Annotated in this window: 21 protein-coding genes; 9 read left to right on the forward strand and 12 right to left on the reverse strand. The window is 53.8% G+C overall.

Annotation, left to right across the window (positions count from 1 at the left end; all coding sequences use genetic code 11):
* Positions 1 to 23: 23 nt before the first annotated feature.
* A complete protein-coding gene (locus HY913_03470) occupies positions 24 to 3,014 on the reverse strand; it encodes a UvrD-helicase domain-containing protein (GenBank protein MBI4962312.1) in 2,991 nt (996 codons plus the stop codon).
* Positions 3,015 to 3,702: 688 nt separating this feature from the next.
* On the opposite strand from HY913_03470, the gene HY913_03475 reads away from it, so the two are divergent.
* The 4 genes from HY913_03475 (at position 3,703) to HY913_03490 (ending at position 7,571) form a co-directional block, all read left to right on the forward strand.
* Positions 3,703 to 5,055: a hypothetical protein gene (locus HY913_03475; GenBank protein ID MBI4962313.1), complete on the forward strand. Its 1,353-nt coding sequence runs from the start codon at positions 3,703 to 3,705 to the stop codon at positions 5,053 to 5,055.
* Complete coding sequence (locus tag HY913_03480; protein ID MBI4962314.1) at positions 5,052 to 5,684, forward strand: hypothetical protein; 633 nt, start codon at positions 5,052 to 5,054, stop codon at positions 5,682 to 5,684. Before HY913_03475 ends, HY913_03480 begins: the two co-directional genes overlap by 4 nt.
* A gap of 428 nt (positions 5,685 to 6,112) precedes the next feature.
* Positions 6,113 to 6,394 (forward strand): integration host factor subunit beta, encoded by a 282-nt coding sequence (locus tag HY913_03485; GenBank protein MBI4962315.1) that lies wholly within the window; start codon positions 6,113 to 6,115, stop codon positions 6,392 to 6,394.
* 67 nt (positions 6,395 to 6,461) lie between these two features.
* Positions 6,462 to 7,571 carry a hypothetical protein gene (locus HY913_03490; protein MBI4962316.1) on the forward strand — a complete coding sequence of 370 codons (1,110 nt, stop codon included), beginning with the start codon at positions 6,462 to 6,464 and terminating at the stop codon, positions 7,569 to 7,571.
* A gap of 121 nt (positions 7,572 to 7,692) precedes the next feature.
* Here HY913_03490 and HY913_03495 read toward each other — a convergent pair whose 3' ends face one another.
* On the reverse strand, positions 7,693 to 7,962 hold the full coding sequence (locus tag HY913_03495; GenBank protein MBI4962317.1) for a hypothetical protein: 270 nt from the start codon (positions 7,960 to 7,962) through the stop codon (positions 7,693 to 7,695).
* Here HY913_03495 and HY913_03500 point away from each other — a divergent pair.
* Positions 7,949 to 8,959, forward strand: coding sequence for an SGNH/GDSL hydrolase family protein (locus tag HY913_03500; GenBank protein MBI4962318.1), 1,011 nt, complete (start codon positions 7,949 to 7,951; stop codon positions 8,957 to 8,959). The two genes, HY913_03495 and HY913_03500, sit on opposite strands and share 14 nt — an antisense overlap.
* A gap of 2 nt (positions 8,960 to 8,961) precedes the next feature.
* Here HY913_03500 and HY913_03505 read toward each other — a convergent pair whose 3' ends face one another.
* The 3 genes from HY913_03505 to ligA all read right to left on the reverse strand — a co-directional run bounded on the left by HY913_03505 (position 8,962) and on the right by ligA (position 12,399).
* Positions 8,962 to 9,873, reverse strand: a complete 912-nt coding sequence (locus HY913_03505; GenBank protein ID MBI4962319.1) for a ChaN family lipoprotein — start codon at positions 9,871 to 9,873, stop codon at positions 8,962 to 8,964.
* 88 nt (positions 9,874 to 9,961) lie between these two features.
* Positions 9,962 to 10,255, reverse strand: coding sequence for an acylphosphatase (locus HY913_03510; protein ID MBI4962320.1), 294 nt, complete (start codon positions 10,253 to 10,255; stop codon positions 9,962 to 9,964).
* A 107-nt stretch (positions 10,256 to 10,362) separates the two neighbouring features.
* Positions 10,363 to 12,399 carry an NAD-dependent DNA ligase LigA gene (ligA, locus tag HY913_03515; protein ID MBI4962321.1) on the reverse strand — a complete coding sequence of 679 codons (2,037 nt, stop codon included), beginning with the start codon at positions 12,397 to 12,399 and terminating at the stop codon, positions 10,363 to 10,365.
* A 439-nt stretch (positions 12,400 to 12,838) separates the two neighbouring features.
* On the opposite strand from ligA, the gene HY913_03520 reads away from it, so the two are divergent.
* From HY913_03520 to HY913_03535, 4 genes are read left to right on the forward strand one after another with little or no spacing between them, the layout of a single operon-like run.
* Positions 12,839 to 13,876, forward strand: coding sequence for a glycosyltransferase family 2 protein (locus HY913_03520; protein MBI4962322.1), 1,038 nt, complete (start codon positions 12,839 to 12,841; stop codon positions 13,874 to 13,876).
* Positions 13,854 to 14,624 (forward strand): nucleotidyltransferase family protein, encoded by a 771-nt coding sequence (locus tag HY913_03525; GenBank protein ID MBI4962323.1) that lies wholly within the window; start codon positions 13,854 to 13,856, stop codon positions 14,622 to 14,624. Before HY913_03520 ends, HY913_03525 begins: the two co-directional genes overlap by 23 nt.
* Positions 14,621 to 15,619, forward strand: a complete 999-nt coding sequence (locus HY913_03530) for a GDP-mannose 4,6-dehydratase (protein ID MBI4962324.1) — start codon at positions 14,621 to 14,623, stop codon at positions 15,617 to 15,619. Before HY913_03525 ends, HY913_03530 begins: the two co-directional genes overlap by 4 nt.
* Positions 15,609 to 16,499, forward strand: coding sequence for an NAD(P)-dependent oxidoreductase (locus HY913_03535; GenBank protein MBI4962325.1), 891 nt, complete (start codon positions 15,609 to 15,611; stop codon positions 16,497 to 16,499). The genes HY913_03530 and HY913_03535 overlap by 11 nt, the downstream gene beginning before the upstream one ends.
* A gap of 494 nt (positions 16,500 to 16,993) precedes the next feature.
* On the opposite strand, the gene HY913_03540 is transcribed toward HY913_03535, so the two are convergent.
* The 7 genes from HY913_03540 to HY913_03570 all read right to left on the reverse strand — a co-directional run bounded on the left by HY913_03540 (position 16,994) and on the right by HY913_03570 (position 24,668).
* Positions 16,994 to 17,614 carry a hypothetical protein gene (locus HY913_03540; GenBank protein MBI4962326.1) on the reverse strand — a complete coding sequence of 207 codons (621 nt, stop codon included), beginning with the start codon at positions 17,612 to 17,614 and terminating at the stop codon, positions 16,994 to 16,996.
* Positions 17,615 to 17,648: 34 nt separating this feature from the next.
* The gene (locus HY913_03545; protein ID MBI4962327.1) at positions 17,649 to 18,437 is read right to left on the reverse strand and encodes an ABC transporter ATP-binding protein; all 789 of its coding nucleotides are present in this window, start codon (positions 18,435 to 18,437) and stop codon (positions 17,649 to 17,651) included.
* Positions 18,438 to 18,537: 100 nt separating this feature from the next.
* Positions 18,538 to 19,791, reverse strand: a complete 1,254-nt coding sequence (locus HY913_03550) for an ABC transporter substrate-binding protein (GenBank protein MBI4962328.1) — start codon at positions 19,789 to 19,791, stop codon at positions 18,538 to 18,540.
* Between the two features lie 110 nt (positions 19,792 to 19,901).
* The gene (locus HY913_03555; protein ID MBI4962329.1) at positions 19,902 to 21,023 is read right to left on the reverse strand and encodes a branched-chain amino acid ABC transporter permease; all 1,122 of its coding nucleotides are present in this window, start codon (positions 21,021 to 21,023) and stop codon (positions 19,902 to 19,904) included.
* Between the two features lie 3 nt (positions 21,024 to 21,026).
* Positions 21,027 to 21,932, reverse strand: a complete 906-nt coding sequence (locus HY913_03560) for a branched-chain amino acid ABC transporter permease (protein MBI4962330.1) — start codon at positions 21,930 to 21,932, stop codon at positions 21,027 to 21,029.
* Positions 21,932 to 23,884: an AMP-binding protein gene (locus tag HY913_03565; protein ID MBI4962331.1), complete on the reverse strand. Its 1,953-nt coding sequence runs from the start codon at positions 23,882 to 23,884 to the stop codon at positions 21,932 to 21,934. Before HY913_03565 ends, HY913_03560 begins: the two co-directional genes overlap by 1 nt.
* Positions 23,868 to 24,668, reverse strand: a complete 801-nt coding sequence (locus tag HY913_03570; GenBank protein ID MBI4962332.1) for an ABC transporter ATP-binding protein — start codon at positions 24,666 to 24,668, stop codon at positions 23,868 to 23,870. Before HY913_03570 ends, HY913_03565 begins: the two co-directional genes overlap by 17 nt.
* Positions 24,669 to 25,130 lie beyond the last annotated feature (462 nt).

Consider the following 25,130-nt stretch of genomic DNA (forward strand, 5'->3'; position numbering starts at 1 on the left):
GAAAAGAAAACTTGAGACAAACGCTAGAACAATTCACACTGTGAGGGTCCGCGGCGACCACGACCTTTGCCTTTCAAAGGCTCCATGAATTCGTACAGGGATGGATCAGCATTCTCGACAAACCTGCAGAGAGGATTTTCCATCTGCCGGCCATAAAGAATTCTCCGCGAGGCGCGTGTCAGGAAAAGCTCTTTGCGAGCCCTTGTCATGGCGACATAAAGGAGCCTCCGTTCTTCATCCATATCAAAATAGTGGCCTTCGGATTCCGCCATGACCGTGCATGGAATTATCCCGTCTTCGCAACCGGCGATAAACACCACAGGAAACTCCAGACCTTTAGACGCGTGGATCGTCATAAGAGTGACCGCTTCCGCTCGCGGGTCGATGGCTTCCGCTTCCTCCTCGGGATTAACCGTTCGGACTCTCTGGTAAGGAATGCCCGAAGTCGAGAAAGCCTCTTCCAGCACGTCACCGATCGCATTCAAACGAAAGAGCACTGCAAAATCCCGGAAGCCGAGTTCCCGCGCCTGCCCTGTTGCACGGCCGGCATCAAGGGAAAAAAAGGAAGAACCTCCTATTAGCCTCTCTATGGTCCTGGCTATGAACTCCCCCTCGCTGGAAGGTTCCGGCAGTCGGACCATTTTTACGGGTGTCTCGCCTTCCTGCTCCGCAAGCAGAGGCAGCTCTCCAGCGTGGTCATCGAGAACATCCAGAGCGGCGTTCAGAACAGTCTTCTGAGAGCGATAATTCTTGGCAAGCCGAACAAGGCACGCTTCAGGATAATCGTCAATAAAGCTCAAGAAAAACTTCCTGTCCGACCCCCGAAAACCGTAGATGGCCTGGCACGGATCACCGATTGCAAAAAGGCCGCGGCCACCCGGGCGGGCCAATAAGGTGACCATGTGGTACTGGGCCCTATTGACGTCCTGGAACTCGTCCACCAAGAGGTTCCGCCCTATAATTTCGCTTATCTTCCGGGCTTCCTCCGGATTTTCTCGCAGCGCGGTTACAGGTTTCACCACCAGATCGTCCAAGTCGAATGCGCGCTTTTCATGCAAGAGCTTCTCGTAGGCCAGGTAGGGGGCACGCGTTTCCGGCGGGACGGAGGAATCCGAAGGAAGCATCAGGTTTTGTTTTAGAAGGCTCACTTCATCGAAAAGGCGCGCGATCCTTGCCGTGGGCAATTTTGAATCGGTCTCCTTCACGGCATGTCTGAATAGAGCCAGGGCCTCGTCGCGGTCGAGGATTGTGTCTCTGAGCCCCAACTCTCCGAGATTTTCGCACAAATTTAATATTCGCGTCCCCAACTGATGAAAGGTGCCTACCCAACAATCGTCAACTTGCGCCTCCGATAGCAGCCCGGCGAGTCGTTCCCGAACCTCCTGAGCGGCTTTGCGGGTAAAGGTCACCGCGGTGATTTCGCTGGGTTGAGCAGTGCCGCTTTGTATCAAACCGGCTATTCTGTGGCACAGAGTCCGAGTCTTTCCGGTTCCTGGACCGGCCTGAACCACCACCGGCCGATCCAGAATATCCACAGCGGCTTGCTGCTCCTCATTTAGCCCGAAATCCTTTTCTTTTTGACCGACGGTGTCGGGACCCTTGAGCTTGCCGGCTTTGGGCCCGGCAGGTCCGCGCTTTTTCGGCGCGGCTTTCCTTTTAGGTTGCTCAACGGAGAGAAAGGTATTCTGGCCGGCAAAATGGTCGCGTTCACCCGGTCCGAACAATTGCACCGTGCCGTATTCGCCGTCATAGCCTGCCTGTATGGAAACGCCTCCTTTTCTGACTCTTTTGATGGCCTCTACTACTATCTCGGGCACGTGAGGAGATATTTCCTCCACAGGCAGGGACCACAAAATCCGCAACTCCGGACCCAGACGGCCAATGATGTCAGTGTACAGGGCCTTCACTTTTTTCGACTGCGGCCCAACATCCAGGGCCTGAGCTAGGATTTCCTCAAGCGGCAGCATCTTCCAGAAGGGAGCGGCTCGCTCGGCCTTTGTGCCCGGATCTCGACCCGCGAGTTCATTGACTCGGTTCATTACGCCGACGGTCACAGGATGGCCGCAAACAGGGCATTTGCCCGAAATCTTCTCGGTTTCTTCCGGGTCCAGCCGCGTGGAGCATTTCCGGTGCCCGTCCAGGTGGTATTTCCCCTCTTCGGGGAAGAACTCAATCGTGCCGATAAAGCCTGGGGGGCCAGTGTAAGCAGCAAGGTCCGGAACGCCTTGGGCTGTTCCAAGTTTGCGGCCAATTCCGCCTGCTTTGATGGCTTCGCGCAAGGCCGCATAGCCCGGATCTCCGGCGATTATGTTGACCTCTCGGCCCAAACGGGAAGGCGAATGGCTGTCCGAATTTGAAACCAGCGTGTAAGGGTCAAGGCGGCCCACACGATGGTTCATCTCCGGATCTGACGACAGGCCTGTTTCAAGCGCAAAGATCTGGGACGCGAGGTCTTCAAAGCACTCCTCCACCGAATCAAAACCCGACTTGGAGCCGAGTATGGAGAACCACGGCGTCCACACGTGAGCGGGAATGAGAAAAGAATCAGCGCTTGTCTCCAAAGCGATCTCGAGAAGATCTCTACTATCAAGCCCCAAGATGGGCCGTCCGTCGGACCTGATGTTGCCGATCCGTTCAAGCCTTGCGCTGAAACGTTCCATGGCGTCCATGTCCGGCATAAACACCAGATTGTGGACCTTTCTGGTCGCTCCTTGCTTCTTGTAGATGGAGCTTATTTCCACATTGAGAATGAAACTGACATCACGGGGACTAAATCCGCCGGGAAGGGCGGAATCCTTTGGGGCATGCTCCTTCTTGAGGCGAAACAGGCCGTCCTCAGCCTCTTCGAGCATTTCATGGATGTCTCGTCTCCATTCGGGATGAGTGAAGTCTCCGGTGGCCAAAACCCGAATGCCCTTTAGAGCGGACCACCTGGCCAACTCAACCAGATTGCAGTCCCGGGATGTCGCCCTGGAGTATTTAGAATGAATATGCAAATCGGCAAAATAGATCACCGAGACATCTCCTCTGTCTGCCGCGAGGCGTCTTTCCGAGTTATAAAAGGGGTCAACCCCAGGCTTTTTGATTCGTTGAGCATTTAGCTTATATCTTCGTTTCTTTCAGTGTGTTACACGTTGCAAGGCGTCTGCCGGAAGCTCCGGTAGCGGCAAGGGCCGGTGAGTAAGAAACGATCAAGACCAGAGTTACCGGAATAGCAAGGTATAATTCAAGTGCGCTCTCGTCGAGAAACCGTCATCAGCCGCTTTCTACCAGAGTGTCTCTGATTCCCTTTTCCGTTAGTTTGCGAAATCACTCGATTCTGCGCTCAGGTGGCCCTGCCTTGACGACCACGGGGCTAGCTGATAAGATCTTTGCCAGGTTTTGGCTCCGGGAACACAGGGACTCAGCGCTGCCCCGGACGCGGCCGGACACGGGGGCAGCGATGATGGCTGCGGAATGCCTCGGGGCATGACCGTCTTAATTGAATTTGGGTATGAATATCTGATGGGTAAAGCATTGTCAACGATCAAGGATACTTGGGGAACGAAGAGGGACGACTGTCCTCGGGGTACTGGTTCCGGCCGCGATCGGTCAAGGACGATCAAGCCGGTGGAACCCGTGCCGAGGAATTCAAGGGACCGGACTCCTCACGATCGGCAAATGACCTCAACAGCCGATTTTACAGGCCGCATCGTATCATTTCTGCTATGCCTTTTCATTCTTGGCGCTTCAACAATAGCGTCGGCGGACAGCTTCTACGACGATCCGCCACTGTGGGAGCCCTTGCTTTGGGGCGGCAAGGTTGGGCAGTCCCCGCCGAAGGAACAGGCCTCGTCGGATCAGTCACGATTGAATAACGAAGGACAAACAAGCCACCCATACGGCGGCTACCTGAATAGAGGGCCGCAGAGCGGCGATACATCGGCGACGAGCCTTTCAGAACGGTCTTACACGAGTACGGGCTCTTCCGATGTTGGTTCGCCTGCGGATTTCTCGGCAACCGGCTTGCATTCCACTACAGTTCCTCCGAAGCGGGTTATTGACCAAACACGGGAAGATGACAGGGCATCTTTTGAGCCATTGGAGCTGAAGAACATCCCTCGGCTTTATGTCACCCCACATCTGCCTGGAGAAGGGGTCTGGGAGTGCCGAGGCCTCCCTGCCTTGCCTGACGGATCTCCCGCGATGTACAAGACCAGTTATCGGCCGAGTGCCAAGTATGCCAACGCGATAGTGCACATGCTCCTGTTCGATATGAAGCGGCTGTCTATGAAACTCTATCTGGGTTCCACAGAGCCCGGTGCATCCAAAGGAACATCTGCGATCGAATCTGATAAGAAATCCGGCCTTTTGGCTATCACCAACGCCCTATGGAAGCAGCGCCACTCCGGAGAGGCCGGTACGATTTTCCGCGGTTCGGTGGTGAAGAAGTTGTTCCCGGGAATGGCCACGCTGGCCGTTTACAAAGACGGATCTGCGGACATCCTGGAATGGAACGACGGCATCCCCGTTTCGCTCATAAGTGACGCCAAACAGCTCAAACACCTCATCGTCAAGGACGGAAAAGTGGTGGAATCCGTCATAAAAGGCGGTCAGCGAGCCGATTCGGAAATAGGCATGGGCTTCCTCCTTGTCGAGGACGAATCCGCGTCATCACCATCGTCGTCATATTATCCGTATTATTGGGGTTATTACGGCGGAGGAGGAGGGTCACCCACCCACACCTCGGGCGAGGATTGGTTCATTGCCACACGAAGCGCTTTCGGGGTCCGCAAGGACGGAAATCTCGTCTTTGCCATCGGGCACCATATCAGTACTAAGGACCTGGCCAAAGCTCTGGTGCTGGCAGGATGCGAGCGAGCGATGCACGGGGATGCCAATCCTCACAACGTGCTTGCCAATCTTTATTTCAATTCAGGAAACGGGGACGTTTCCAAGAAGGTCAAGCTTTCACCGGATCAGAGGAGCGATACTCTTAACCGATACGTTGAAAGAAGTTACACGAGCGATTTTTTTGCTTTTTTCACCATTGATGAGGAAAGGGATTCCTCATGAAGTTCAGGTTTATTCTTTTTCTGGTAATTGCCTTAGGCATGGCCTGGTGCATAGCACCTCCAAAAGCCGAGGCCCTTGAAGAGCCTTGCGAAACAGAGCATGAAAGATGGTCCGTTTCGTCGGCTAATTTGCGAGCTGCCCTCGAGCAGTATGGGCAAATCAAGGAACAGTCGATGGCTTCTGAGATTACGGAGTCCCTGGGGAGACAGAACACGGGATCAATGGCCCGGATCGTTCAATCCGCGCTGAAGCAACGTAGTGAAATATTGGCTGCCGCCGAGGCAAAGTGTCTAAAACTGGCGAACGATGAAAAATACGCTTTCGAGGCCCTTCGACGGTGTGTATCGACACCACAGCAGAGACGCAACAGTAGTCTCGCGGCTACTCTGGCCACCATTTCCCGCGATCGCGAAAGACTGCTGAAACATCTGCAGGATCTCTTGTTGGATGAGGCCTACGTCCAATACAAAGGCGAAAGAGAGAATTCCGCTAGGGCCAATTCCGACTACGGACAGGATCAGGCTCCGCGGATGACGTATCAGCAATGGGGACCGAATTCGGGGACGGATCGACGATGGTCCGGGGGCTACCCGAACGCGCAAAACCCGTACGGCTATTATTCGAGATGATGGGGGGACCGAAGCGGTCAGAGATTTGAGACGGAAGGCTTTCCAGGTTGCCTGTGCTGAAATGCCAATAATGTCAGGCCGGAAAACCTGCCGGAGAAAACAGTCTCCCCCCAAAGACCGGATGGTTACCTGCGGATTCCATTTTGTCTTGACAATCACCGGGTTGAACGTTTAAGAGTATAAATTCTCGTGTCGGCGGCCGGATATTCCTCTGGAGGGCGGCCTGGAACCGTTGCATTTTCAGGTTGTTGAGTCTGCAACCGCTGCGATTGCGTCCTACAGCAGATCGTTCCTTGGGCCACGGGTGACGGTCGGCCGTGCCCTGGCCTCAAAACTACCGAGCTGAGCCCTGCCATTCGATTAGTCGGCGTTCATTTCGGCCCCAGTGTTATAGGAAAGAAAAAGACCCATCACAGACAGGAGATACCATGAACAAGTCGGACCTGGTAAAGTCTTTAGCCAAAGAAACAAATCTGCCCATGCGTAAGGCTGAAGAAATAGTTGATACGGTGTTCAACACCATGGCTGACGCGCTGGTGGCCGGAGACCGTATCGAGGTCCGAGGATTCGGATCTTTCGTCGTGAAAGAGTATGAAGGCTACACTGGAAGGAATCCCAAGACGGGGGAACTTATTGAAGTGAACACCAAACGCTTGCCTTTTTTTAAGACAGGCAAGGAGCTTAAAGAGAAGCTCAACGGGGAACTCTGAACCCTCCGGTTCCTTTGCGGCACCTTATTCAATTTCTCTTATAGCCTGCACGCAAGATTTATGAATAATGGCACCTACGTATGGTCCGGAAAAGGCCTCGCTCTCTGAATTTCCAGCAAGATTGACGCGCCCGGTTTCCTCCATTATCTGTCTTTATGAGCCGTGCAAAAGGGCTGTCCGGCTCTATTCTTATCACATGGTATCTTTCCTCATCCTGGCAGCGGGCTTCGCGATCCCTTTCTCCGCGTCGCCCGTGGCCGCGGTCGAGCCCGGAGGGCCCGGTGCCTACACCCGCGCCGCCTATGTCCTTGCCCCTGAAACCCTGAAGAATGGTTTCTCTCTTGCCGGGGTGGAAATTCCCTTGGACAAGCACGACGTATCAACGCGCGTTGCGGAGCAGGTGAACTTTCTCTTGATGGATAGGCGAGCGAGCATGATGCAGTGGTTCGACAGGATGGGCATGTACGGACCGATGATGCGGAAAGTGCTGGAAGACGAGGGGGCCCCCGCAGACCTGGTATATTTGGCAGCACTGATCAGCGACATGCTTCCCAACGCCAAGACCAAGACCGGCGGGGTAGGGTGGTGGGCCCTGGGGTCTCTCAAAGACAAGAAGAATTCATCTTCCGCACCGTGGATAGTGACAAACGACTGGGACGATCGGCGAGATCCCGTGCTCTCAACAAGAATCGCTGCCACGGTCCTTCAGGGACTACTACGCAAGGACCGAAAAACCAACTGGTTGCTGGCTATTTGCGCCTTTGTCGACGGAGCCGACAAAATCGATGCCATTTCGGACAAAGCTGCGGGCTTCTCCTATTGGGACATGACTCTTCCAAGTTATTCCGAGGTTGTCATTCCGCGACTCGCCGCGCTTAAGATGATCGATACTCACAGAGCATTCTACGGGGTCCATGTTCCTTTGTTGCCGCCTGTGGAGTTCGACTATCTGGACAGATTGAAACTGTTGAAGGACCTGCCGCTGCATGTGGTTGCCAAGTGGTGTGGTACAAATGCGCGGAGCATCTGGGAGTTGAACCCCGGCGTAGACCCTTCCACCGGTATTCTTCCCAAACCGGACAGGAGGTCTCCGTCCGGGTTCCCCTTGAGAGTGCCCAAGGGAATGGGCACAAAAGTCCGTAAATTGCTCATCCAGGAAGGCTACTTGCAGAGTTGACTCGAAGTAGCTGAACTGCGCCCACGGATAGCTCCTTCCGGTTCTGGCGGCCAGTTGAGTTAATTTGGCCGAACAGATCACGATTACGAGAGTCCAAGAAACTGAGTCAAACCCGCGGCCGTTAGCTGCGACCGCGGTTAAAGCTGCGCACGGACTCGACGTTCTCCCCCGCTCCGAACAGGTCTACAGTGACTGGACCCTTGCTCATGCCCTCTGTTTCGCGAAAAGCGTTTCTCGCTAATGTTGCCTTGGCATTGGTTTCCACTGCATTTGCAGTGATCGCTGCCGCGGCAACGCTTGAGATAGTTTTGCGGATAGTCTCGCCGCCAACCGTGTTTTCCACCAGGATCCCGCTAACGCCGAATCTAAGGTTGGACTTGAAAGTCAACATCAGAGGGGTCGCTCCGGCCGGGGTCCATACGACAAACGCGTGGGGGCTCAGAGGTCCGGAGCCCCCCGAGGAATGGGACAAAAACTATACGATCGTCACAATCGGCGGGAGCACCACGCATTGCTTCTATTTGGATGATCGCAAGACCTGGCCCTATCTGCTGCAGGAAGACCTCAGAAAAGAATGCCCCCCGGACTTCAAGGGGAAGTGCCCCAACGTCTGGATCGGAAATGGGGGGACCGACGGACAGACCACCAGAGCCCACATCATTTTTATGAAGGACATCATTTCTAAAATAAGACCCGACGCGGTGATCTTTCTTGCGGGAATCAACGACCTGGCGCTTTCAATCGAGGAAGGCTTCTTCGAGAAAGGCAATCCGCAGGACACCAATCGGGTGTCATGGACAAGGTGGCTGTACGACCGAAGCCGCCTGCTGCAGGTAATTCACGCTTGGAAGAAAGTGCTTATTGATCGAGCCTATGTAGTGGAATCCACCGGCCATCAGACTCGTGAGCCCCAACCCTTGGCCGCGCCTGCAATGACGCTTCCTCCGGATCCGAAGTCCCTTCTGGTGGGATTGGATGAGTACCGTCAAAACCTCAAAGAGCTTGCGCGGCTGGGCCGTGCAATGAACGTCCGAACCATCTTCTTGACGCAGCCGATCCTATACGAGGAATCCGAATTCTGGAAAGGCATGGAGGCCGGCTATTACTGGGTCGGCAAGCCAAAACACCTTTTGTCCGCGGCAAGCATACGCGTCTTACTTGATATCTATAACGACGAGTTGCTGAAAGTCTGTAGGGAAGAAAACCTGGACTGCTTCGATCTGGCTTCGCAAATACCGCGCACCGAAGAGTATTTCTACGATCTGTGCCATTTCACGGAAAAGGGAGCCGACCTGGTCGCGCGAAAAGTGACCGAATATCTCAACTCGGCTTCCGCTGGCCCCCAGACTGATCCTGAGTCGCTCTCCAAATCGAGGCAATCGCAGTGACCCTAATGAGCATCAACCGGTGCGGAGGCAAGCTCCGCTGGTTCTGATGCGGGGGAATCGTCTTTCAATGGAATCACGTGAAGATAATCGGCGATGGGTACTCGAATGAACCGCAGGTCCTCGTGCGTGATGTGAACAGGCATCGCCTGGCGTTTTTCTTCTTCTGAGAGGACTAATTCGCCGCTTTCGGTAGGGAGGATTATTCTGTAAGGCAATCCGTTGAGCTTTTGCACCCTTTCCGGAATTCCGAAGCCGTAGTTGATGTGGCCGCTGCCCGCGATCACCACCATCAAGCGATCCTTCCCCTCAGGACTACCAAGGTACGCCGCGACGGCCCCTGCCATAGTAGCGTCCCGAAGCGCTTGAGCCAGAACGACTCGATCCAGGCTCTTTGCCTCGAAGGCCTTGTGTACTCTCAGTCTTAAACGCAGCAGACGGTCGTTCAGAGGGCTAATTTCCGAAAGATCGGGCGGAAGTTCCTTCAGTTCGTTTTCGGTCAGCCCTTCGATTCCCTCGCGAGCGACCTTACGAACAACACTGTCTCGGGCGTTCAGACCGATGACAGGGATCTTGCGCTCGCGCGCCAAGGTTAACACCTGGGCATAGTCCTTCAAATTGGTCCAGCGTTCTTTCCCCAACTCCTCTATCAAATTGTCAACGCTGTGGCTTCCTTGCTGCCATTTATCCAATACGGGTTGCTGTTCGCGCGAAAACATCTCCATTCCGAGCGCGATTTGCATGCCCCGGTCGGCCAGGGCCTCTAGTACCTGAGTCTGGAGTCGGTGGTGCCTCGCAATGGTATGGAGTTCTCCCAGATAAACAACTCTGGCTGTGGAGATGTCGTCCAGAAACATCTGGAACGGCACAGGCTCCCCCATCAGCAAGTCTATGAGCAGAGGCTGAGATGAGGCCATGACGTTACCGCCTTGCAGGATTATCGGCATCACGATAATACATACCAATTTCGCACATTTAGAAAGCGTTGATCTCACAGGCTCCACTTCAGTAATAGCCTCCGGTGTATTTGATGTCGAAATCCGCGAATTCCCCTGTGGGCGGCTCCTCATAAACTTTTAGATCGTCCACCCTGCCGGCCGGAGGTCCCGTACGACACCACGAGATAACCGCTTCCACAACATCCGGCCCGCCTTCTATCACCGCCTCCACAGACCCGTCCGAGAGGTTTCGTACCCAACCTCCGGCTCCCACTTGCCTTGCCATAGATCTGGTGTAGTACCGGAAATTAACACCCTGAACCCTCCCGGAGATCACCACTCTTCGCCGTATGGTAGCCATGTGCGCCTCCCTTTCCCTTCATTCGCTGGCTCACAATTGCCGGGCGATCTTCCATTACCCCCAGTCTGGCTGCACTTAATATAATGTTTCACACAGAACGGTCGAACCTAAATCCCAGCGAGTCCGCGGAATTCCCCCTCATCGAGTATCTTGACCCCCAACTCCTTGGCCTTGTCAAATTTGGACCCCGGATCTGTGCCTGCCACCACGAAATCGGTCTTCTTGCTGACCGAGCCTGAAACCTGCCCCCCAGCGTCTTCTACCACCTTTTTGGCATCGGATCGAGCCATGGAGATCGTGCCGGTGAACACAACCGTCTTTCCGGTAAAGGGTGTCTCGACTTCGCTGTCCGGCCTCTGGAGAGGAATCGGTTGGACCCCCGCCCTGAGAATCCGTTGTATCATTTCCATATTCTTTGGCTCTGCGAAGAACTCCGCGACGCTCTGAGCCACTTCGGGCCCAATACCGTGCACCTTCTGTAAGCCTTCCACAGACTGGTGCGAGAGGGTCTCTGTATCTCCAAAGGCCTCGAGCAACACGCGAGCAACATGTTCCCCGACGAGCGGAATCCCGAGACTGAAAAGGAACCGGTCTGCTGGAACGGTCTTGGACCGTTCGATGGCATCCAGCAAATTGGAGGCCGATTTGTCGGCCATTCTCTCCAGGGACGCGAGAGTGACTTTGTCGAGCGAGTACACATCAGCCGGGTTCGCAACTAATTCTCGATCCACCAATTGATCTACCAGTTTTGTCCCGAGACCTTCTATGTCCATGGCGTTGCGGGACGCGAAATGCCGAATGGTTTCTTTGAGCCGGGCAGGGCATGAGACGTTCACGCAGCGCTTCGCGGCCTGTCCCTCCAGGCGCACGGCATGAGAACCGCAGACCGGACACTTGTCAGGCAGCTTGTATGGCCGGCTGTCTGCCGGCCTCAGTTCCTGGACAACCGAGACGACCTCGGGAATAACGTCGCCGGCCCTTTGGATTATCACAGTGTCGCCTTCTCGGATATCCTTCCGATCAATCTCGTCCTGGTTGTGGAGCGTAGCCCTACTCACGGTCACTCCACCAACGCCGACCGGTTCCATGATGGCCACTGGCGTCAGCGCCCCTGTGCGACCGACGCCTGCTTCGATTCTAAGAATCTTCGTTCTCGCTTGAATAGGTTCGAATTTGAATGCCACGGCCCAACGAGGAGAACGTGTCCTCAATCCCAGTGCTACCTGGTCTGACAGTGAGTTAACTTTTACCACCGCGCCGTCGATCTCGTAGGGGAGAGTCTCTCGCAATTCTTGCAGCGCGTGGTAATGCCGGACAGCTTCCTCAATGCTGTTGCACAATTGGGTGCTTTCGAGGTTAGCTGGCAATCCCAGGCCTTTGAGACCGATCAGGAGGTCCATTTGTGTCCCGGGGAATGACCCTTCCACGCGACCAACGCCGTGCGCCGTAAACTTTAGCGGCCTCTGGGCCGTAATCCTGGGGTCCAATTGGCGCACCGCACCCGCGGCCGCGTTCCGGGGGTTCGCGAATGAGGGCAGACCAGCCTCGTCCCGGCCCCTGTTGAGTTTGTCAAAGTCCGAGCGATTCATAAAGATCTCGCCCCTGACATCTATCAGAGCGGCCCGGGAAAAGACCCCGTTTTGCGCGAGCTTCAACGGAATCGCCTTTATGGTCCTAACGTTGGAAGTAATATCCTCTCCCGTGTAACCGTCCCCGCGGGTGGAGCCGGCCGTCAGGAGCCCGTTTTCATACACCAACTCCACGGCCACTCCATCGAGCTTTGGTTCAACTACGTATGGAATCTCTCGTGAAACTCCGAGAATTCGCTTCACTCGGCTGTCAAAATCAAGAAGTTCCCCTTCGTCGAAAACATTGGAAAGTGAAAGCATGGGAAGTGCATGTTGCACTTGCCCGAACTTCTCCAGCGGTTGTCCGCCCACGCGCTGCGTTGGGGAATCCGGTGCTATCAGCCCCGGATATTCGGCCTCCAGTTCTTCTAACCGTCTGAAAAGGCGATCATATTCTCGGTCCGTGATCTCCGGGCTGTCCAAAACATAGTACAATTGGTCATGGCGCCTGATCTCTTCCCGCAGGCTCTCGACTTCCCGGAGAGCCTCGGATGGTACCTCGGTTTGTGACACCATATATATTGCCCCCGCGGACGCTCAACCAGGTCCTGGATTACAAAGCTGAACCATCATTCCGGTAGATCGACCGATGTCACGATTCGATTCGGTGAACACATTACCATAATTAAATCTTCACAACGAGGACAGCAAGTGGTGCCATCCCTGCAACTGGGGCGAAGCATCCGAGAAACGATAACCTCTTGGCCATCTAATATGCTTCGCCGCAATTCAATTCGTGGCTGGAACCGGAACTCGCTCGGAACTCTGTTACGTTTTCGGAATGACTGCCCCACACGGTCAATGTCCTCCGCACGGGCGAAAAGCGTTGACAGGATGCGGGGATTTGCGGTACACAAGGCTGACGGATCAGCGGCAAGCAAGATACCCGCCAACGTTCTAGCGCTGGCCTCGCGGATCGCATACCCGGAAAAACCTGAATATATAGAAGCTCAGCATGAACCAGCGTTTCCAGGACTCAGTGCCTCAGCATGAAGGGGCTAACCCATGTCGGCAACACAGACTGGTCTCAGTGGTCACCACGGCGTACAATGAAGCCGTTAATTTGCTCCAACTGTACGACCGAGTCAAGGAAGCATTGGCCGAGACTGCCCCGGAATTTGAATTAATAGTTGTTGACAATGGGTCGACCGATGATTCCCTGCCCATCCTTCGCAGTCTGAACCACCGGGACCATCGGGTTCAATTCGTGAGCCTTACACGAAACTTTGGGCACCAAGGTGGCCTGACTGCCGGACTCAACTACGCGGGTGGAGACGTGGTAATTATGATGGATGCGGATTTGCAGCATCCCCCTGAAATGCTCCCGGAGATGCTTAAATTGTGGCGCCAGGGCTATGATGTGGTCAATATGAACAAGAATTTCAGAACCGGCCATAAAACGGTGCGGCGAGTAATAGACACTTCGTACTACCGCTTAATCAGCAAGTTGTCCGGTCTGGACTTGTCGAGCAGCCAATCAGACTTCCGGCTCGTGGACCGCAAGGTGTTGACCACGCTGTTGAATCTGCCCGAAAGAAAGGCTTTCCTTCGAGGTCTGACCCAGTGGCTCGGATTCAGGCAAGCTACCCTGGAATACGTTGTTGCGCCCAGGCTTAGGGGGAAATCGCGGTTCAGGCTTGGCGAACTCACCCTTTTTGCGTTGGACGGAATTTTGGCATTTTCCGTCCTGCCGTTGAGGCTTTTCAGCATCGCGGGAGTTCTTATCTCCCTGGTCTCTCTCGCATATTTTGCTTATTTGGTATTCATGGCCTTGGTGCATGGGTCCGAGTTCCCTACCGGGTGGCCGACCCTGGCGACTGCCATTTTTTGCTTCGGCGGGATTCAGCTTCTTGGGATTGGTGTGCTGGGCGAGTATTTGGCGCGTGTTTACCAAGAGGTCAAGCGACGGCCTGAATTTCTGGTCACAGAGGACTCGTTTCCTAAAACAGGCCGCCCGGCTGGAGAGGTTTATGAAAAAAGGCAAGACATGTGAAGCCTCCTCGGCATCTGACCTTCCTATGGCGGATCGAAGTCTACCGGTAGCCATACTGTGCGGAGGACGAGGAACGCGGCTTCGGCCGAGGACCGACATCTTGCCTAAGGCGATGATCCCGGTCAATGGGCGACCCATGCTTGACTACATCCTGGATTTTTTCAGGACGAAAGGTTTCTGTCAGTTTGTATTCTGCGTAGGATACATGGGGCAGCTGATTGAAGAGCACTACCGGGACGCGCCTCCCGGCTGCAGACACGTTTTCTCTTGTGCAGGTCCGGAGGCGAGCATGCTAAGACGCTTGTGGGCAATCCGAGATTTGGGCGTCGATCGCTTCCTGGTGACGTACGGGGACACGTTCATAGACCTGGACGTCGACCAGTTCAGCCGTGCGCACGAAGCGTCCGGAGCGGTGGCTACCATCGTAACCGCTCCCATACGGAACCCCTTTGGAATCGTGGAGACGGATGCCGACGACAGAGTGACCAAATTTGTCGAAAAGCCGGTGTTCGATCACTATATCGGGGCTTTTATATTCGAGACTGCCGGGCTGGACTTGATCTCTCAGGAACTGTTGGCTATGGCGGACGGCGACGGACTTGTCGAACTCTTTAACCAACTCGCGAATAAGGGACTTCTGAGAGCGTTCCGGCACCATGGCCCCAAGATTACCTTCAATACGGAAACGGAACATCAGTCGGCCGAGGATTTTTTGGGCCGCTATTTTACCTTTAAGGAGCAGTTGTGAACGGTTTGAAAGGGCGCCGGGTCCTGGTCACCGGAGGCGCAGGCTTTATTGCCTCCCATTTGACCAGCCGCTTGCACAAGATGGGGGCACGTGTTGGAATAGTGACAAAGTACAACAGTGTCATAGATAATGTAAGAATTGCCCACCTTTGGAATGATATCGAGACCATTGAGGCGGACCTGCGCAACCTGGATTCCCTGAAAGCGATCGCCAGATTTCGCCCCGAGGTCATCTTTCACTTTGCCGCATATAACCACGTAGGAGATAGCTTTTCGCATGTTTCAGAAGCGCTTGACTGTAACCTCAAAGGAACAGCCAACCTGCTGGAAAGTTACAGCGACTATGACAGGCTGATATACATTTCGACGTCAGAGGTCTATGGCCTGCAGGCCGAGGTCCCCTTTCGTGAGGACATGTGTCCGAATCCGATCAGTCCCTATGCAATTGGAAAGTACGCGGGCGAACTCTATTGTCGGATGAAGACGCTGAGTGAGAAGAAGAGGATAGTCGTCCTCCGGCCCTTCAACGCTTTCGGACCCTATCAGAGTCCCAGGGCCATCATCGCGGAAATGATTATCAATTGCCTCAGGGGAACGCCTATTGAATCGACCGAGGGAAAACAAACCCGAGAATTCAATTTTGTCGGCAATCTCGTAGATGGCTTCATTCTGGCTGCCCAGAGGGACGAAGCATTGGGTCAGATCATCAACCTGGCATCCAATCGGGAGGTGTCGATTCGGGACCTGATTTCACGGATTTGGAGCCTCACCGATTCCAAGTCGGAACTTCGAATTGGCGCGCTGAAATATAGGCCGACTGAAATATGGCGAATGGCCGGGGCCAATGATCGAGCCCAGGAACTGTTGGGCTGGAGCCCCAGGGTTAGCCTCGAGGAGGGATTGACCCTCACCGCCGAGTGGTACCGGCGTTTTCTTGCCGTCTACGCCGCGGCAGACTCTCCACTTGCCTCACTGGGAAGTCTCAATGGCGATTGACCGCGATTCTCAGCGGGTGACGTTTGCCACAGACATGGGCATCCGAGACAAGAGAGTCCTGATTACCGGCCATCGGGGCTTCATCGGTCGGCACTTGATCGCGGAACTCGCGCGTCGTGGCGCTAAGATCCTCCTTTGTCAAGGGGATGTCCGCGATCGCGGCGCCTGGCAACCGGAATTTGAGATTGCCTACCACCTTGCCGCTGCATCTCCCTCCCAATTTGAGAGTTCGCCCACCGAAGCGTTTGACGTGAACATCAACGGAGTATTGAGAGGTATAGAGGCGTGCGCTGGAAGGAACGCGCATCTGATATTCGCTTCGAGTTGCTCGGTGTACGCCTGTTGTGACTCCCGACCGGTCGCCGAAGACCATGAATTGGCGCCAACAGGATCTTACGCGACGAGTAAGCTGATCGGCGAAATGTTATGCCGGGACTACGCGAGGAATGGACGACTGGGTTGCACATTTTTCAGGCCCTTCAACGTATACGGGCCAGGACAATCCTCAGACTTCCTGATCCCCTACCTTATAGATTGTGCTCGTAAAGGGATACCGGCCTCGATTCGGCATCCGGATTCCATAAGGGATTTCGTTCACGTGAGAGATGTTGTGGCCGCACTAATTGCGGGGGCTACCCGGTCTGTCACCTGCGATGTTTTCAACCTTGGTTCAGGACAGGGGCGATCTGTACGACAAGTAATTGATTCTTTGAGCAAGATCTTCGGGCGTACAGTCCGCTTCGAGGTCGTGCCGGCCCCACCCGACCCGATCCCGTCACTCTACGCGGACATATCCAAGTCGCGCCTCGAATTAGGCTGGGCGCCCCAGGTCTCTTTGGACACCGGGTTGAGGGAATTGGTCGCGGAACAAACGCCCTGAGACCCATAGCAGTTGCCAAAAGTTTTGTCTCATTCGAGGTGACGAGATTCCGTCATTCCTGCGGAAGCAGGAATCCAGTAATCTTTCCTGGGTTCCCGCTTTCGCGGGAACGACGGGCCCGCGCAAGCCAAGCATTGCAGGGAGACGTCGGAGACCAAACGGACATAATTTTGGACAATCGCTACAACATCTGTTTGTGGCTTTGCCGTGGTGTTAGGTACTCACCTGGATAAGGGGTTGCCTTCGGGGGCAGGGTTGCGCCCTGAGGGCATGTACACGGAGGAGGAAGCCCCAGCCTAGGATCGTATTCAGCCTTGGTCTGTCCACCCATTTCCGCCACTCGTGGTTTCTTACTTGGCCGCCGATTTGTATTGAGGCGGAGAGAAAACAAAAGGCGGCCTCTAAAGGCCGCCTAAACCCAACCGAATTGCAAAAAAAATGGAGCAGAGCCCTGAACCAAGCCGAGGCTCGTTAGGTTCGTTCCAATAGGCTGATTATTTTTTCTCCGCCTTACCACCCCACTTGCCGGAGAAACTCACTCGTATGTCCTTGCCCTTCGCGTCTTTGAACACCGCTGTGCCATGGGCGACCTCTACGGGGAAAGCGAAGTCGTCGATCTGGTCCCACCATTTCTTCACCAGCGCCGGTGCGGTGATTTTCATTTCTTGCATTTTCTGCGCGCTTTCGGAACCAACGCTCAGGCTGAGCACCGTAGGATGAGCCTCATAGACGGCGAGCACTCTCAGCTGATTCGTCTTCCCACCCGGGATCCACGAATCCTCGTACGATGTAACCGTATTAGTCTCGAAGCCTTCAAAGGTCGTGGTAAACGTGAGTTCGTCCAGCATCACCGGCTCCTTGCCCGGATTCTTTATGTTAAGGACGTAACCCAAGCTTATGGTCGAGCTGTATCCGACCGACATGGCCTTATCTTCGGTCTTTTTGGGGTCCTCTTTGGTCGGAACCGCGATCTTCGGGGCCATGTAGAATGGTTGAAGGCTGGCCACCTCAACCCTTTCCAGGGTGATGACCGGTACATCCGCGGCCAAGGCCGGCAGAACGGTGAATCCAATGGCTGCCAACAGAGCAACACAGATGATCCCTGCTTTATTCATGTTCCCTCCAAAACCCCCGCTTTCGGGGGTTCCGCTATGTTAGCCATCGTTTACGTCTTTTGTAGTGCTTGACCTCACGGAAACTCTTTCTGCCGCCTACGTCAGTCAGCCCTAGATAGAAGTCGCGGATGTCCGGATTTTCCTTCAGCTTTTCGGACGTGTCATCCATCACGATGCGACCGTTTTCCATGACGTACGCATGCGGAGCTACTGTAAGAGCGAGTTTCACGTTCTGCTCTACCAGAAGGATAGGTATTTTCTCTTCTCGATTGAGGCGTTGAATAATCTCGAAGATCTCCTTGATAAGCAATGGCGCTAGTCCCATGGAAGGCTCGTCCAGCAGCATCAACTTCGGCTGAGCCATCATTGCACGCCCTATGACGCACATCTGCTGCTCGCCGCCACTGACAAAGCCGGCCATTATGTTTCGTCGTTCCCTCAACCGCGGGAAATAGTGATAGACCATGTCGAGCCGTTCTTTCAGCCCGGAGGGCCTCAAATGGCCCCCTACAGTGAGGTTTTCCTCAACCGTGAGATGCTCAAAGACGCGTCTGCCCTCAATGATCTGAAATATTCCCCTCTTGGAGATCTGTTCCGCTGGCAATTTGTGGATTCGCTCCCCCATGAACTCAATACTGCCGTCAGTTACTTCTCCGTCTTCGTGATTGAGCAGTCCGGAGATCGCCTTCAGGGTGGTACTTTTCCCTGCTCCGTTTGCACCCAGGAGAGCCACAATGCCGCCTTCGGGAACTTCGATGGAGACACCCTTCAGGACAAGGATGACCTCGTGGTACCTGACCTCGATGTTATTGATCTTCAAGATTTTGCTATTTTCGGCCACAATCCTCTCCCTTTGCAGGTAAATGCCGCTCCTATTGGGGTGAAATAAGTATCGGAGGGCGAGCGAACCGTCCTCCCGTTACTTACCAACCCAGCCAGCTTTCCCACTTGTCCGGGAACTGCTTCTTCAGGTCGATCTTCTTGAACAACTGGATCTTCCCGTCCTTAATGCTGTAAAGAGATGCCACGGCTGTCGGCCTGTGATCTTTATCCGTAATGGTGTACGGTCCGACTCCCAAAGCGTCCTTGGTGTTGAAGGGATACCAGTCCTTCAATGACTCCAGCGAGGCCTTGATCGTGGGCCCATCCAGCTTACCTTTCTTGTCCGCGTCACCCAGACCGGCCACAGCCATGCCCACCTTCACCCAAGCCTGCACGGTTCGGATGTCTCGTTTCTCAATAGGCACGCTCGGGTTGACCTTCTTGCAGTATTCCAAAACCTTGTCCATAAAAGGGACCTGCATGCCGAGGAACGCGCAAGCAGCTGCTCCGATGACGCCTTCTCCCGCCTTGCCTGTCATTCTCACCAGGTTCTGATCAAAGCCCCAGTTATTTACGATGTGATCCGCTTCCAGCTTCAACTGGTAACCGTCTTTGATAGTCGTGGCGACGGACATGGTCGTGTTGCCGTGCCAGCAGATAGTGGCGTTCTCGCCTTTGGCCGCCAGCACCTGGCTCTTGGCATCCAGTGCCGTGAGCGACACATCCTGGTCTTTGGTGACCTCTATGCCCAGCAGTTGAGCTTGATCCTTGATGGCCTTTATGGGAGCGCTGGCATACGGTGAAGCGAACATATAGAAGCAAACCAGTTTGGGCTTCTGGCCGGCTTCACGAGCCTTTTTCCACTTGTCGCTCTTCTTCCAGACCTCTTCGTACCACGCTGTCAGTGCGGCCCTGGCGTTCGAGGAATAGTCGGTGCTGTAAATGAAGTTGTACGGGGTTTTCTTGGGATCACAGAGGTGTCCGGAAAACGAGTCCGAAATGGTCACCATCTTGTCCTTGTTGACCGTGGGAGAAAGGGCTTCCGTGTCGCCTGTGCCCCATTGCAGTAACAGCTTGATTTTGTCGGTATCCCTGAATCTCTTGTAAATGGTGATAGCCTCGGGAACCCTGTATCCATAGTCGTAAAGCAGCAGTTTGATCTGTTTGCCGTTAACGCCGCCGTTGTCATTAACGTACGTGACGCATTCTCTGATACCAAGGGCGGCGTCTTTGCCAACGTCGGAGGTCGCGCCGGTGAGATCGTTGATAGAGCCGACTTTGATTTCCTCGGCTCCGAAAGCCATTGAACTGCAAAGAATGAAAGCCAATCCTAACAAAAGGATCCTCTTCGTCATCTTATACCTCCCTCGTTTGTGTGAAATGGGCCTAACTTCGCAAGTTTTCGGCGCTCCCGTTCGACCGACCACCTCCTTTCGGTTATATTTTCTTAAGTGTTTACGCCGAACTATTTTCCCGTGTAAGAGAATGGCCAAAGGTTAAAGTAGTTCTTCAACTGCCAGTATCTGTAAGCCAGACCGTTGGGTTCGTATATGAGGAAGAAAATGATCGCGAGGCCGAAAGCGGACTCCTTGAAAAAAATGAGCTTGGTGGTTATCCACCCCAGTTCCGGATAAGACGTCATAAGAATGTCACTTGCACCAAGTACTGACAGCTCCAAAACCTTAAATATCAGCACCACGAATGCTGAACCGAATACGATACCCTGTATGCTTCCCACGCCGCCTATCAGGATTATGCCGACCCACAACAATGAATAGAACCATTCGTAGTGTTCAGGGCTTACGAAGAACAGAGCGCTAATGTAGAAAGCCCCCGCGATTCCGGCGAAGAACCCGGCCGTAAAGAAGGCCAGCAGCTTATATCCTACTATGTTGACTCCCATGGTCTCGGCAGCTATGTCATTGTCCCTGATAGCGATCCATGCCCGTCCCAGCTTGGACCTCAACAAGTTACCCATGACAACAAGGCATATCCCCACCAGAATGACCGAGAAATAGTATATTTTCACATCAGAGTCGATTTCCCACGGTCCTATCTTAATGGTGCCCGGCGGTAGTGAGAAGGATTGACCGCGGCCACCGATTTGGCTCACGTACTGCGTTATTACCAGAGGCACGGTGATCCACTGCGCAGCCATAGTGGTCATAATCAGGTAAAACCCTTTGACCCGCGCGGACGGGAGACCGAAGAGCACTGACCAGAGCCCGGCCGCAAAACCCGCGCAAATGATACTTATGGGATAAGCCAGGCCCGCATCCACAATGAATTGGGGCCACGGCACAAAAAGCACCATCATAGCGCTGCAATAGCCTCCCACCGCAACGAAGGCCGCATGCCCAAGGGTTATCTGGCCGCAATATCCAATAAGCAACTGTACGCCCAAGGCCGCGAGAATATAGTAATTTATGGTATATGCGACGCTGAGCCACTGCTGATCCACCATGTAGGGGAAAAGGATCAACAATATCACCATCAGGATCATCTTCCCTTTGATAAAACCCGTGCGCCACCATTTCTGGTCCGCCTGGTAAGCTTCAAAGTACGTGCCGCAAGGGAGGTAACTCATGGACTACACCCTTTCTATCCTTTCCCAGCCCCACAGGCCATAGGGTTTGAACAATAGGAAAACGACCATAAACACGAATGGAGCGATCTCCTTGATCCCGCCTGGGAAGTAATAATCCAAATAGCCGCCCGTGAGATTCTGCAGGACGCCTATTGTAATACCGCCGACTATGGCGCCTGGAACGGAGTTCAGGCCGCCGAAAACCACGACCGGCAGGACCAGCAATCCAAGCATGCTAACCGAGTAGTTGAGCCCGTTGATATTACCCAGTAGTGTGCCTCCAACACCCGCGGCCATGAATGCGATTGCCCAGGCCAGGGCGTAAACGAATTTAGCGCTGACGCCCAGTGAGAGAGCGGCCATTTCGTCATCCGCACAAGCCTGCATGGAAAGACCCCATCGAGTGTATTTGAAGAAGCAGACAAAGATGACCATCAGGATCAATGCTGCAATGAAGCTCCAAAGGTACACCTGTCCGATTGCAATGCCTGCTATTTCAATAGGGTCTATGGAAAAAACGCGAGGTAGAAAGACCTGAGTGTCCGTATCCCACACGATGAAGACCATCCCCTTGAAGAAGAAGGACAAGCCGACCGTAACCATGATAACCGCTAAAATAGGTTCGCCGATCATTTTCCTCAGGAAGATCCGCTCAGTCAGGAGGCCGAGCATCAGTCCCACAATCATAGTGCCGAAGAGCGCTACAAGGAAGGCCGAAGTTTCCGGCATAAAGGTAACGAACCTCTGATACAACCCCAGACAAACATATCCGCCTATCAGGGTCAGCTCACCCATGGCGAGATTTAGGACTCCGGAACACTTGTAGATCAGGACCCAACCCAGCGCCACCAGGGCGAAAATAGACCCGAGCATGACACCGGTTATGATCAGTTGCAGAAAGAGTTCCATTACTTCTTTCCTCCGTCCTGTACGTCCTGAAGCCTGATATCGGTCTTGATTTCCACGACCCTGCCGTCTTCGTAAGTAATGTTGGTTTCCATGTGGAGGATATCTTTCCCTGCATAAAGGGAATCAATGATGTCCTTGTACCTGTTCTCCACAAAGGCCCTACGAATCTTTCTTGTCCGTGTCAGCTCATCGTCGTCGGCATCAAATTCCTTGTATAAATTCGCGAACCTACGGATCTTGGCGGGATCGGGAAGAGTTCGGTTCACCTCCCGAATAGGGCCTTCCACCAGATCGTAAACTTGGGGCAATTGAGCGAGTTCCGGGTAACTCGTGTAGTTGATCCCGTTGTCTTCTGCCCACTTGCCCACGGTGTTGTAGTCGATACAAAGAATGGCCGTGACATAAGGCCTTTGGTGGCCCACTATCAAGGCGTCTCTCAGGTACGGGCTGAATTTGAGACGCGCCTCCAGGAACTGCGGGGAAAATTTCCGTCCGTCGCTGAGTATCATGATGTCCTTGGAGCGGTCGAAGACCACCAGATGTCCATCTTCATCAATGAATCCCGTATCCCCTGAGTAAAGCCAGCCGTCCTTTAGTGTTTTTTCGGTTTCTTCCGGCATTTTGTAATAGCCGATAAAGACCGATGGGCTCTTGGAGAGGATCTCATCATTTTCCCCTATGCTGATTTCCGTCTCAGGTATAGGCCTGCCCACCGTGTCGAACTTGATGTCATCGTCGCGGTGCACCACGGAAATGCCTGCGATCTCGGTCTGCCCGTAGATCTGCTTCAAATTTACCCCGATTGCGTGGAAGAAACGGAAATGGTCGGGACCCATAGCAGCGCCACCGGTATAGGCATGCCGCACGTGACTCAGACCAAGGTGGTCTCTGATCTTGGAATAACACGTCCAGTCGGCCAAGCGGCGAAGCAGCTTCCAGTGCATCGGAATCGGTTTTTTCTCGAATTTCATTTCCGCGGTGCGGTAGCCGATGCTCATCGCTGTGTTGAAAATCCACCGCTTGAGCCAGGTCGCATCCAGGTGCTTGACTTGAACGGTCCTGGTGAACTGCTCGTAAAGACGTGGAGGGGCAAACATCACATGCGGGCCGATCTCTCTGACATTTTGCTGAGCAATTTCGGGCTCCTCAGGAAAGTTGATCGTATAACCGACCTGAAGGCCGCACGATATGGACATCATCTGCTCGCCTATCCAGGCAAAGGGCAGATAAGAAACAAAATCATCATCAGGCGTGCAAGGATCGACTCGCATGAGATTGCGACCCATTGTTAGCATGTTCCAGTGAGTCAGCAGCGCGCCTTTTGGCAGAGCGGTTGTCCCGGACGTGTAGAACAGCAGGCAGACATCGTCCCCTTTTCCCCGGCTTATCATTTCATCAAAGAGTTGGGGCTGTTGTTTCATCTTCTCACGGCCGAGTCTCATCACCTCCCTAAGGCTTATGAGCATCGGATCATCGTAATGTCGCAGGCCTTTGGGGTCATCCCATATTATCTTCTGTAATTTCGGACAACTGTCCCGGATTGCCAAGGCCTTGTCGACCTCTTCCTGACCCTCGGCAAGGTAGAATTTCGCATCAGAGTGATCGACGATGTATCGCACCTCCTCCATCAAGCAATCCTGGAAGAGCCAGACGCCGATTCCACCTCCGCACATAGCTGCCATCTCGCTCCAGAGGGCTTCAGGGCGGTTGTCGCCGATCATGATCACTTTGTCTTCAGGAGCCAGTCCTAGACTGATAAGCCCGAGCGTGATGAGCTTGACGTTTTCCAGATACTCTTTCCAGGTCACAGGTCGCCAGATACCGTACTCCTTTTCCCTCATGGCGACTTTGTCCCCGAATTTCTGGCACTGTTGCACGAGCAGCTTGGGCAAAGTCAGGTCTTTGGTGATTTCTATTTCGCCCTTACGGCTTCTTTCATCTACGGCTGACATATAGATCCTCCACCTCGCCAAGGTAGGCCTTCATGACTTCGGGGTTTTCCTGGACCTCCTGCGGCGTTCCTTCGGCAATCTTGACTCCGAAGTTCAGGACCATAACGCGGTCGGAGAGGTCCATCACCACGCCCATGTCATGTTCCACCAACACGCATGTGATCTTCCATCGCTCGTCCTCGTTTACATCAATTACAAAGCGGGCCATGTCTTCAACCTCTTCGAGGTTAAGTCCTGCCAGAGGTTCGTCCAGAAGAATCACATCGGGTTGCAAAGCCAGCGCCCGGGCCAGTTCTATCCGCTTCTGCATTCCATAAGGCAGCATCCCGGTGACTTCGTTTCGTACGGCCTCGATTTCCAGGAGGTCTATAATTTCCTCTTCAATAAATTTCCTGGTCTTGACCTCTTCCTTCGAGGTTTTTCCCCAGTAGACGCATGAACCTAGAAGGCCGGATTTAAGATGCATATGTCTCCCCAGACGGATATTGTCCAGGACGGTCATGCCCCCAAAAAGCTCTATCTTCTGAAATGTGCGCGATAGTCCCAGTGAGGCACGTTTATGCGGAGAGAAATGCGTGATGTCCTGTCCTTTCAAAAGCAACTGGCCCTGCTTAGGCCGATAAAGACCGTTTAAGCAGTTCATCATGCAAGTCTTGCCGGCTCCGTTGGGGCCGATAATCGAGAAGATCTCCCCCTTGTTGACGTGGAAGCTCACATTGGTCAGAGCGGCCACCCCGTAAAAGGAGAGGAACACGTTCTTGGCCTCAAGTATGACATCCGACATTCAGCGTCCCCTTTGCGTAATGCACCACTGGATTTTGGCCGTCAGGCGTTCGTAATCAGTTGTCGTAATGAATGTTTGGGGGCGACCCCGAATCGCCCCGAATTGACGAGGTAAGGGACCCAAAGATAGCAAAACCTACCAGTCCGGTCAAGCTCTACTGTCCAGAAAAGTGAACAACGCGATCGCGGCTCAGCGCTGTTCATTTTTTCAACCTGTGTTTTGTCCAGTTATGAACCGCCTGCAAGATTTTCGTACAGGTCCGATGCCACAAGAGGAGTTCTTCATGCTGAACACACAAAAACGCCCGAGCGCCCTGGAACTTACTAATGGATGGACGTTCTGAATACTACTGGTGGAAGCGATGGTCGAAAGTCTTACAATCATGGCGAAACTCATGTTGAAAAGTCAAGACCAAAAATGCTATGAAGACCCTGTCTTCGAATTACATCCATAATTCCACCT

The organism is Desulfomonile tiedjei (genome assembly GCA_016212925.1).
Taxonomy (GTDB): Bacteria; Desulfobacterota; Desulfomonilia; order Desulfomonilales; family Desulfomonilaceae; genus JACRDF01.

Coding starts and splice junctions, on each gene's coding strand:
- ligA (MBI4962321.1), bottom strand. CDS start 12,399: ATGGTGTCACAAACCGAGGTACCATCCGAGGCTCTCCGGGAAGTCGAG.
- HY913_03540 (MBI4962326.1), bottom strand. CDS start 17,614: ATGAATAAAGCAGGGATCATCTGTGTTGCTCTGTTGGCAGCCATTGGA.
- HY913_03535 (MBI4962325.1), top strand. CDS start 15,609: ATGGCGATTGACCGCGATTCTCAGCGGGTGACGTTTGCCACAGACATG.
- HY913_03510 (MBI4962320.1), bottom strand. CDS start 10,255: ATGGCTACCATACGGCGAAGAGTGGTGATCTCCGGGAGGGTTCAGGGT.
- HY913_03495 (MBI4962317.1), bottom strand. CDS start 7,962: ATGTTGACTTTCAAGTCCAACCTTAGATTCGGCGTTAGCGGGATCCTG.
- HY913_03520 (MBI4962322.1), top strand. CDS start 12,839: ATGAACCAGCGTTTCCAGGACTCAGTGCCTCAGCATGAAGGGGCTAAC.
- HY913_03480 (MBI4962314.1), top strand. CDS start 5,052: ATGAAGTTCAGGTTTATTCTTTTTCTGGTAATTGCCTTAGGCATGGCC.
- HY913_03565 (MBI4962331.1), bottom strand. CDS start 23,884: ATGTCAGCCGTAGATGAAAGAAGCCGTAAGGGCGAAATAGAAATCACC.
- HY913_03550 (MBI4962328.1), bottom strand. CDS start 19,791: ATGACGAAGAGGATCCTTTTGTTAGGATTGGCTTTCATTCTTTGCAGT.
- HY913_03505 (MBI4962319.1), bottom strand. CDS start 9,873: ATGGCCTCATCTCAGCCTCTGCTCATAGACTTGCTGATGGGGGAGCCT.
- HY913_03555 (MBI4962329.1), bottom strand. CDS start 21,023: ATGAGTTACCTCCCTTGCGGCACGTACTTTGAAGCTTACCAGGCGGAC.
- HY913_03490 (MBI4962316.1), top strand. CDS start 6,462: ATGGCACCTACGTATGGTCCGGAAAAGGCCTCGCTCTCTGAATTTCCA.
- HY913_03560 (MBI4962330.1), bottom strand. CDS start 21,932: ATGGAACTCTTTCTGCAACTGATCATAACCGGTGTCATGCTCGGGTCT.
- HY913_03485 (MBI4962315.1), top strand. CDS start 6,113: ATGAACAAGTCGGACCTGGTAAAGTCTTTAGCCAAAGAAACAAATCTG.
- HY913_03525 (MBI4962323.1), top strand. CDS start 13,854: ATGAAAAAAGGCAAGACATGTGAAGCCTCCTCGGCATCTGACCTTCCT.
- HY913_03570 (MBI4962332.1), bottom strand. CDS start 24,668: ATGTCGGATGTCATACTTGAGGCCAAGAACGTGTTCCTCTCCTTTTAC.